The organism is Tardiphaga sp., assembly GCF_025356345.1.
Classification (GTDB): domain Bacteria; phylum Pseudomonadota; class Alphaproteobacteria; order Rhizobiales; family Xanthobacteraceae; genus Tardiphaga.
Genome location: NZ_JANXTC010000128.1, coordinates 1 through 9007, shown reverse-complemented (window position 1 = coordinate 9007; position 9007 = coordinate 1). Strand labels below are relative to the sequence as shown.

General features: G+C 62.2%; 8 protein-coding genes. 7 read left to right on the top strand and 1 reads right to left on the bottom strand.

The window, feature by feature from the left end; translation table 11 throughout:
• The 3 genes from Q0S16_RS07525 to Q0S16_RS07515 all read left to right on the top strand — a co-directional run.
• On the top strand, nucleotides 1-1080 hold a 1080-nt coding region (locus Q0S16_RS07525), incomplete at its 5' end, for a methyltransferase domain-containing protein (protein ID WP_295846635.1).
• Between the two features lie 238 nt (nucleotides 1081-1318).
• Complete coding sequence (locus Q0S16_RS07520; protein ID WP_295846633.1) at nucleotides 1319-3355, top strand: ABC transporter ATP-binding protein; 2037 nt, start codon at nucleotides 1319-1321, stop codon at nucleotides 3353-3355.
• Nucleotides 3356-3600: 245 nt separating this feature from the next.
• On the top strand, nucleotides 3601-4800 hold the full coding sequence (locus Q0S16_RS07515) for an HWE histidine kinase domain-containing protein (protein ID WP_295846631.1): 1200 nt from the start codon (nucleotides 3601-3603) through the stop codon (nucleotides 4798-4800).
• Between the two features lie 21 nt (nucleotides 4801-4821).
• Here the strand turns inward: Q0S16_RS07515 and Q0S16_RS07510 are convergent, their stop codons facing one another.
• Nucleotides 4822-6036, bottom strand: a complete 1215-nt coding sequence (locus tag Q0S16_RS07510) for an NAD(P)/FAD-dependent oxidoreductase (protein WP_295846629.1) — start codon at nucleotides 6034-6036, stop codon at nucleotides 4822-4824.
• Between the two features lie 153 nt (nucleotides 6037-6189).
• Between Q0S16_RS07510 and Q0S16_RS07505 the strand changes: the two genes are divergently transcribed.
• The 4 genes from Q0S16_RS07505 to Q0S16_RS26405 all read left to right on the top strand — a co-directional run.
• On the top strand, nucleotides 6190-7341 hold the full coding sequence (locus tag Q0S16_RS07505) for a GNAT family N-acetyltransferase (protein ID WP_295846626.1): 1152 nt from the start codon (nucleotides 6190-6192) through the stop codon (nucleotides 7339-7341).
• Between the two features lie 680 nt (nucleotides 7342-8021).
• Nucleotides 8022-8393 (top strand): 30S ribosomal protein S12, encoded by a 372-nt coding sequence (gene rpsL, locus Q0S16_RS07500; RefSeq protein ID WP_295846623.1) that lies wholly within the window; start codon nucleotides 8022-8024, stop codon nucleotides 8391-8393.
• A 14-nt stretch (nucleotides 8394-8407) separates the two neighbouring features.
• Nucleotides 8408-8878 (top strand): 30S ribosomal protein S7, encoded by a 471-nt coding sequence (gene rpsG, locus Q0S16_RS07495; protein ID WP_295846621.1) that lies wholly within the window; start codon nucleotides 8408-8410, stop codon nucleotides 8876-8878.
• A 30-nt stretch (nucleotides 8879-8908) separates the two neighbouring features.
• The coding region (locus tag Q0S16_RS26405) for a GTP-binding protein (protein WP_366517808.1) at nucleotides 8909-9007 on the top strand (99 nt) is incomplete at its 3' end.

Genomic DNA, 9007 nt, shown 5'->3' with positions numbered 1-9007 from the left:
GTGTACAATGAAGGCGCGCGCCACGACGTCGGCAAGCACGGTGTGCTGAACTGGCTGATCGCCGGCTCCGACGCGCTGGCCTTCGCCAATCTCAATGACCAGCAGCTGATCGACGCGGCGCTGAAATCGTTGCCGGCGTCGCTGGGCGATGCCCGCGCCCATTTCCTGGAAGGCAAGACCCACCGCTGGCTGTCTTCGGTGAATGCGATCCCCGGCGGCATGCCGGCGCGCGACGTGATGACCAACCATCGCCCCGAGCCGAAGGAACATCCCGGTATCGTCGTGGTCGGCGACTATTTGTTCGATTCGACTTTGAACGGCCTGCTGGATTCGTCCGACGCCGCCACCGACATCATCCTCACCGAGATGATGCGGCTGCGCCGGGCGCGCGGCGAGGGCGGTCCGGTAGTTTCGGACAAGATCGACCGCGACTATTTTGAGAATTATCGTGGCGCCGGTCCTTACAGCGAGGTGTGGAGCCAGTTCACTGATCCCGCCTATCTGATGGGTCTGATCAAGATCGTCTGGGGCAGGGCCAAGGGCTACAAATTGCTGGTCGCGGGTTCCGCGAGCGGCGAGTTGGTCGGTGCGCTGCGCGACAAGGGCATCGATGCCTGGGGCGTCGAGAACAACCGGGCTATTCACGCCAAGACGCCGAAGGCGCTGCGAAAATTCAACCAGCTCGGTTCGGTCACCGACCTGCCGTTCAAGGACGAGCAATTCGATTTCGTATTCGAGACCAGTCTTTGCCATGTCGGTGAGAAGCAGGTCGCCAAGGCGGTGCGCGAGCTCAACCGTGTGGTCAAGACCGGCGTGTTGTTCGGCTCGGTCACTTCCGACATGGCGCCCGCGCTGATCGATCGTTACGACCTGCTGCGTGGCGTCAAGAAGCTCGGCACCTGGTGGGAATGGTCGGAATTGTTTTTTACCAACGGTTTCGATCTGTCGATGCACCGCCGCGACTGCACCGAAGCGGTCTGGGCCGCGACGCTGGCCGCCGGCAAGGGTCCCGGCCACTGGTATGCCGACGCCGACAGCCTGCGCTATTCGTTCTTCGACAAGGTTGAGACGGAGGATTGAACGGGCAGCTCGTAGGGTCGGCAAAGCGCGGCGTGCCCATGTGTCCCGTGCCCGCGTCGCGAGGCGACGGCATGGCGCAAGATCGCCTTTGCCCACCCTGCGTCCGGTCTTGAAAGGCTGCGACCTCACCTGCGTTGCTTTGCCGAACGTATTCTGTTCGCATACGATTATGGCCCGTGGCTTCGACGCCACGCTTTGATTCCTGCGGTCTGATGGCCGTGCAGCAACGGTTCGTTCCATGGCCACAAAGCCACCTTCCAAGCCGCCGGTCGACGACAAGGCGCCCGGCGAACCGACGTCGCCGCTCGATGACAAGTTCGCGTTGCCAGTCGGCGTAGGGGCGGCCTCGGTGCCCGGCGTCAAGCCGCCGGTTGCCGCCGCAAAGCCCGTCAAGGCAAAGCCGGTCGTTGATGATGACGACGATGAAGACGAAGATGACGAGGCGGACGACGAGGACGACGAGGAGGACGAAGATCTTGTCGTCTTCACCGCCCGTGAGGCCGCCGGCGCGATCGGCACGATCTACGCCTTTACCCGTCCGTTTCTGACGAATTACAGGAAGATGCTGGCCTTTGTCGGCGTCGGCCTGGTGATCGAGACTCTGTTCAACGTCATCATGCCGCTGAGTCTGAAATTCCTGATCGACGACGCGCTCGGCGAGGAGGATTTCGAGGCACTGGTGACGATCCTGTCGGTGCTGGCCGTGGCCGGCATCATCACTTCGATGGTCGCGGTCTGGTACGAGCGCTGGGACGCCAAGCTGGCGGCCTCGGTAATCTCCGATGTTCGCGTCAAACTGTTCGAGCACATCCAGAACCTGCCATCGGCCTATTTCGCCCGCACCAAGCGCGGCGAAATCCTGTCCCGCTTCTCGATCGACCTGGCTGCCTATGAAGGCTCGGTGAAGAGCGTCTCCAACAGCGCGGTGCTGCCGTTCCTGGAGCTGATCGCCGGCCTCATTTTGATGTTTTTCCTGAACTGGCAGCTGGCGGCGATTTCGCTGCTGGTGTTCCCGATCACGCTGATTGGCCCGCGCATCCTGACTCCGAAGGCGGTGCAGGCCAATTACGACCAGAAGCTGAACGAGGCCTCGCTGCTCGGCATGGTGCAGGAGAACGTCGCGGCGCAGGCGGTGATCAAGGCGTTCAGCCTGCAGCGCCGCACGCTGGGCTGGTTCCGGCTGCGCAACAATACCGCCCGCGACAAGATCGCCTCCGCGACCTTCCTGTCGACCATGGTCGAGCGCTCGGTGACCATCTCTGTACTGCTGCTGCATCTGGTGGTGCTGGCGATCGGCGCCTATCTGGCGACCAAGGGCCAGATCACCGTCGGCACCTTCGTCACCTTCGAAAGCGCGTTCTGGGAGGTGTCGTACAACATCGCCCATGTTATGCACTTCATCCCGGTGTCGATCCAGTCGGCCGCCGCGGTGCGTCACATTCAGGAAATGCTCGACGAGCCCACCCGTGGCGCCGACCGCGCCGGCGCGCCCGACCTGCCGCGCATCGTCAACGACATTACCTTCGACCACGTTACCTTCACCTATGAAGGCGGCGAGACGCCGGTGCTGCAGAATCTCAATCTCAAGATCAAGATCGGCAAGACCGTCGCTATTGTCGGCCCCAGCGGTTCCGGCAAGAGCACGCTGCTCAATCTGATCCTGCGGCTCTACGTGCCCGATGACGGCAAGGTTTCCATCGACGGCGTCGATATCCGCAAGGTGACACGCGAGTCGCTGCGCTCGAGCATGGCCGTGGTGTTTCAGGAGAACATGCTGTTCAACATGTCGATCCGCGAGAATATCCTGCTCGGCAAGGAGGGCGCCACCGACGAGGAAGTCGAGCAGGCCGCGCGCAAGGCCGAAATCCATCGCTACATCATGAGCCTGCCGCAGAAATACGACACTCCGGTCGGCGAGCGTGGCGACACGCTGTCCGGCGGCCAGCGCCAGCGCATCGCCATTGCCCGCGCTATCGTGCGCAACCCCTCGGTGCTGTTGCTCGATGAAGCCACCTCCGCGCTCGACCAGACCACCGAGGCGGCGCTGAACAAGACGCTGTTCAAGCTCGCCAAGGGCCGCACCATGATCTCCTCGACCCACCGCCTGACCTCGGTGGTCGATATGGACGAAATCATCGTCATCAATGGCGGCAAGATGATCGAGCGCGGCACGCATGCCGAGTTGCTGGCGCGCAACGGCATGTATCGTCAGTTGTGGGATGATCAGGGCCATCAGCCGAGCGGCGCCGCGGACGACGATGATGATGATGAATAGGCGGCGTGCGGTGCGTAAATGGCGGATTTGTTCCGCCGATTATGTTGCCGCTTCATCAATATACCTTGCTCAGCCACCGACCATATTGGGCTGAATTTACTCGCAATTTAGTAAGATAAGGCGTAACTATGTCCGGTACCGTTCAGTCGGCGCGGATAGCCGATCAGCGTGGCCCGGTATGTTCGACGCCACTGAGCAACTGGCTCGATGACCGCCATGGCTCCCTCAGCAAAGCGCCTCCATCCATGAATTCGACTTCGTCCGCCGCCCCCGCCAACGTCCTGATTGTCGAAGACGAAATGGTGCTGCGCATGCGCGCCGTCGATATCGTCGAGGACGCCGGCTTCAACGCGGTGGAAGCCGTCAATGCCGACGATGCGATGGTGATCCTGGAATCGCGTTCGGACATCTCGCTGCTGTTCACCGATATCCAGATGCCGGGCAGCATGGACGGGCTCAAGCTCGCCCACGCGGTGCATAACCGCTGGCCAGCGATCAAGATCATTCTGGTCTCCGGCCAGATCAAGCCGACCGATGCCGAAAAGCCGGAAGACAGCCGGTTCTTTGGCAAGCCGCTGGGCGCGGCGCAAATGGTCGCCGAGATTCAGGACATGGTGGGAGCTGGCGTCTTGCAGATCGTGCCGGCAGTCAGCGCCGAGATGACGACATTGCCGGTCTCCTTCAAGCCGGCCGTTCTACTCGAGGAAGAGCATCATCCGACGGCGCAGGAATTCCTCACGGCCGAGAATGACAGCCTTCGTCTGCTGCTCGAGCAGGCGGTGATCGACGCCAACGTGCTGCTGGCTCAGGCCGGCATCGACGCCGAGGAGCGCGAGGCCGCCGACAAGCTGCAGAAACTGATCCTCGACGAGTTGCATCATCGCATCAAGAACACGCTGGCGACGGTCAGTGCCATCGCCTCGCAGAGCCTGCGCAATGCGACCAGCCTCGAGCACGGTCAGCAGGCGATCGAGGGCCGTCTCGTCGCGCTTGGCCGCGCCCATGACCTTCTGATGCAGGTCAGCTGGGCCAATGCCGGTCTGGCGCACATCGTGCGCGGCGCCGTCGAGGCCTATGACAGTCAGAGCGAGGGGCGCTTCACCATCGACGGACCGGACATCCGGATCTCTTCCGGCGCCGTGATCGCGCTGGCGATGACGTTGAACGAATTATGCACCAACACCACGAAGTTCGGCGCGTTGTCGGTCCCGACCGGCCGCGTCGCCGTCACCTGGCAGATCGATGAGGCCACGCAGCGTCTGCGGCTGCTGTGGAGCGAAAGCAGCGGCCCGAAGGTGCAGGCGCCGACCCGGCGGAGTTTTGGGACGCGGATGATGGGGTCGCTTGGCCAGCAATTGAGCGGGCAGGTGAGGCTGAGTTACGAGCCCTCGGGCTTCGTCTACGCCCTCGATGTGCCACTGAGCTCGCTGCTGCCGAAGCCGTAGTCGGCAGTAGCCAACCCGGCTCTATACCAACCGGCCTTCGCCATGCGCCGCCTGCTCGCGCGCCACGGTGCTTCGTGGAGCCGTGTGACGGCCATGGAGGCGCCGGCGTAACGATCGCAGGGTGCCTTGGCCCAACCGGACCAGGAAGCGTGCCCAGCGCTGTGCGCGCCAGTAGGGATTGTTGTTCAGCGTCAGCGATTTCAGGTGCCAGGCTTTGGCAGCCGACCAATCGTCGCAAGCGGTTTTCACCGGGTCGTCGTAGAATGCATCGATCTTGTCGACCGCCATGCCGTCGCTGGCGAGCCAGGCGGGGATGTGGACGTTGCAGAGCCGCTCGACGTCGGTGAACACCTTGTCGGTGCCGGTACCCGCCGCGGGACAGGAGGTTGCGAACGCATCGCCGATCAGCACGATGCCGGGCTGGCGATGGCCTTCGGTGACGTAGAGGTCCGCCGGCCGGACCTTGACCGGTCCCACCACCTCGAAATCGCCCATCATGCGATCGAGGTTCGGCATCATCGCGCGCATGGTGTCTTTCGGCGCCTGCCGAAAGCGGCGCAGGAACGGATCGTCCATCTGCCGATACACCATCAGATTGGCGCGCATGGTCCGTCCGATCGGAAACAGCGTCAGATAGGTCATGCGCTCGCTGGAGCGTTTCGGCCAATAGGTCAGCGCGGGGAAATCGAACGCCTCGCGATCGCGCGGCGCGACATCGAAGCCGATGGTGATGGAATGGCAGGCGCTGACGATCCGGCGCTGGATCCCGAGTGCGTCGCGCAGCCCGACGCTGAGGCCATTGGCCAGCACCACCAGCCGTGCCGAGATCTCCTCGCCATTTGACAGCGCAACCTGCTGCCGCTCTGCGCTGGTGTGGATCGCCGTCGCCTTGGCGTGAATCAGGGGAACCGAGTCGGGGATTGCTGCCCGCAACGTGTTGACCAGCGTGTCATACATCACGCCTTGCTGGTCGCTGGGCTTGCGGTCGACCACATAGCCGAACCGTGCCTCCCACACTTCGCCGTCGAGGGTGGTCGCGCGCAGCGTCTCCTCGGCCAGGCCGGTCTTGCGCAGAATAGCGATCTGGGTGCTGCCCAGCTTCTCGCAACGCAGATCGGGCGGATAGACCGTGTGCGGATCGATCAGCACGGCCGAGATGCCGGCGCGGCCGAGCGTGGCCGCGGCAATCGATCCGGCCAGGCCGCCGCCGATAATGGCAATATCCGTATAACGCATTGATCTGCCTTCATGCCCCGCGCTGTTTATGCGCCGCAAAAGACGAATAAACGCTGAATCCAATGCTACGGACCGCGCGGATCAGCGAATCTGACTTAACTGAAAAGCAATCCGGGGGGGCGATGATAAGCGCTCATCCGGACCAACATTTCGATGATTTCAGTAAGCATTTGTTCACCAGATAGCAGCCTGGCCGCGCCGTGGCAGGACCTGGCGCAGCGCGCGTCATCGAACGTGTTCATGAACCCGGTGGCCGTGAAGGCCGCCTGCGACAGCCGGTTCGCCAAGGTGCAGATGCTGCTGGCCTGGGAGCAGGGCGCCGAGCCGGCCCGGCTGGTCGGGGTATGGGCGTTGCAGCTGCGCCGGATCGCGCCGTTTTGGCCGACGCTGCTGGAAGCCCTGCCTTACAACTACGCCTTTCTGTCGAGCCCGGTGGTCGACCCGGTTTTTGTCACCGAGGTGATTCCTGCCTTTCTCGCGGCGCTGGCCAGAAGCCCGCTGCCGAAAGTGCTCAGCCTGCGCGACTTCGACGCCGAATCGCCGAGCTACGATGCGCTCCGTTCGGCGCTCGCGTCGCGGGGCAGCGTTCCGATGCAACTCACTGAAAGTGCTCGACCAATCGCTACGCGCGGGGCCGGCATCAAGAAGTCGGGCTCGACCCGCAAGAAGCTGCGGCAGGACTGGAACCGGCTGTCCGCCACGGGAGTCGTCGATGTCGTCAACGCCCGCGCGCCCGCCGACGTCCGCCTGGCGTTCGAGACCTTCCTGGCGCTGGAAGCCGGCAGCTGGAAGGGGGTAAGCGGAACGGCGCTGTTGTCCGACCAGGCCGATGCCAGCTTCGTGCGCCGGTTGGTGGGCGAGCTGTCCGAGCAGGGCAATGCCTCGGTGGCGCTGCTGCGGATCGACGGCCGGGCGATCGCCGCCCAGGTGCTGATGTATTGCGGCTCCACGGCCTATACGTGGAAGACCGCTTATGATGCCGGCTTTGCCAAATACTCCCCCGGCGCCTTGCTGATCGACAAGGTGACCGAAGAGCTGTTCGCGACCCCTGGTATCGAGACCATCGATTCCTGTTCCGTGGAAGGCAGTTTCATGGCCCAGCTTTGGACCGGCCGACGGATGATGGTCGATCTGCTGGTTCAGGTCGCTCCGGGGGGGGCACTGGCCTTCATTGCCGAGGCTGCCCGGCAACGCGGATATAATTGGTTGCGCAGCCTGCGGAACCGGCTGCGGGCGTGGCGCTGGCGGCGGCGGCCGAACAAGATGGCGGCCACGACATTGCCGACACCCGAACTCACCAAATGACCCCGGCGCGGAAATGGCTCCACGGCTGATTCCATGCCCGATCACGATTCGGCGGCAGATTCGCCAGATTCGGCAAAAACTGCCGACCACGGGCGCCGCGACCTGCCAACAACGTGTCCGCGGCGTTCATCAAACCGCAACATTGCTGCAGTGCGATTCTCTCCAGAAGTCCGTGTTCCACCCTGAATCCAGCGTGCTTTTGCCATCGCCGACGTGCTAAATCCCTCGCTGACAGAAGCGTTTCCGTGAATGCGCTTTAGTGTTGACTTGGGGTGACCCCGGGGATAAAACCCGCGCACTCACCGACAGGCGGTGAGCTTCGCCAGTGTCGGAACGGACCACCCAATCAGTCTTTCGGGACCAGATCGGGCACCAACCTCGACCCAAGAAGCTCAAACGCTGTCGATTATAGCTAGGCAATGCCAAAACGACGTTTGCTTTTGAAGCATCAGCTTCTGAGGCTTATTCGGATGCATGACCTCGGTGCAGACTATCAGGCGAGAGCCGGGTAGTCACGATCGCGGTCCTCTGTGGCGTTAAACGCTTTCCGCTCAGTGATGAGAGGTTGGCGTGATTTCGTTTTGCGTGAATCCTTTCATGTGAGCCGAACGATGGGGTAGGTGACCCCGAACAATTTGCGAAGCCGTTACGGTTTCGCGCGAACAAGGGTGAAGGCGAAGATGCCGACGATCAACCAGTTGATCAGCAATCCGCGCGAAGTGCAGAAGTCGCGCAAGAAGGTGCCGGCGCTGCAGCAGTCGCCGCAGAAGCGTGGCGTTTGCACGCGCGTCTATACCACGACCCCGAAGAAGCCGAACTCGGCGCTTCGTAAAGTCGCAAAGGTGCGTCTGACCAATGGCTTCGAAGTCATCGGTTATATTCCGGGCGAAGGCCATAACCTTCAGGAGCACTCCGTGGTGATGATCCGCGGCGGTCGCGTCAAGGATTTGCCCGGCGTGCGTTACCACATTCTCCGCGGCGTCCTCGATACCCAGGGCGTCAAGAACCGTAAGCAGCGTCGTTCGAAGTACGGCGCGAAGCGTCCGAAATAAGCGGGAAATAAACGATGTCTCGTCGCCATTCTGCTGAAAAGCGTGAAGTGAACCCGGACCCGAAGTTCGGCAACATCATCATCACGAAGTTCATGAACTCGATCATGTATGACGGCAAAAAGTCTGCCGCCGAGAGCATCGTTTACGGTGCGCTCGAGATGATCGAAAACAAGACGAAGCAGGGCCCGCTGCCGGTTTTCGAGCAGGCCCTGGAAAACGTGATGCCGACGATTGAAGTTCGTTCCCGTCGCGTCGGCGGCGCCACCTATCAGGTGCCGGTCGAAGTCCGCAGTGTTCGGCGCCAGGCGCTTGGCATTCGTTGGCTGATCACGGCCGCTCGCGATCGTAACGAGAAGACGATGACGGAACGCCTTTCCGCCGAGCTGCTCGATGCGTCGAACGGCCGAGGCAACGCCGTTAAGAAGCGTGAAGATGTGCATCGGATGGCGGAAGCCAATCGCGCGTTCTCGCATTATCGCTGGTAACGGCGAAACAACGGATTTAAGGACAAGCCCATGCCCCGCGTTCATGCCATCGAGGATTACCGAAATTTCGGTATCATGGCGCATATCGATGCCGGTAAGACCACGACCACCGAGCGAATCCTGTATTAT

What these genes read in the sequence shown, in the direction of transcription:
- Q0S16_RS07520 (WP_295846633.1), top strand. Translation starts at nt 1,319, where the DNA reads ATGGCCACAAAGCCACCTTCCAAGCCGCCGGTCGACGACAAGGCGCCC.
- Q0S16_RS07515 (WP_295846631.1), top strand. Translation starts at nt 3,601, where the DNA reads ATGAATTCGACTTCGTCCGCCGCCCCCGCCAACGTCCTGATTGTCGAA.
- Q0S16_RS07510 (WP_295846629.1), bottom strand. Translation starts at nt 6,036, where the DNA reads ATGCGTTATACGGATATTGCCATTATCGGCGGCGGCCTGGCCGGATCG.
- Q0S16_RS07505 (WP_295846626.1), top strand. Translation starts at nt 6,190, where the DNA reads ATGATTTCAGTAAGCATTTGTTCACCAGATAGCAGCCTGGCCGCGCCG.
- rpsL (WP_295846623.1), top strand. Translation starts at nt 8,022, where the DNA reads ATGCCGACGATCAACCAGTTGATCAGCAATCCGCGCGAAGTGCAGAAG.
- rpsG (WP_295846621.1), top strand. Translation starts at nt 8,408, where the DNA reads ATGTCTCGTCGCCATTCTGCTGAAAAGCGTGAAGTGAACCCGGACCCG.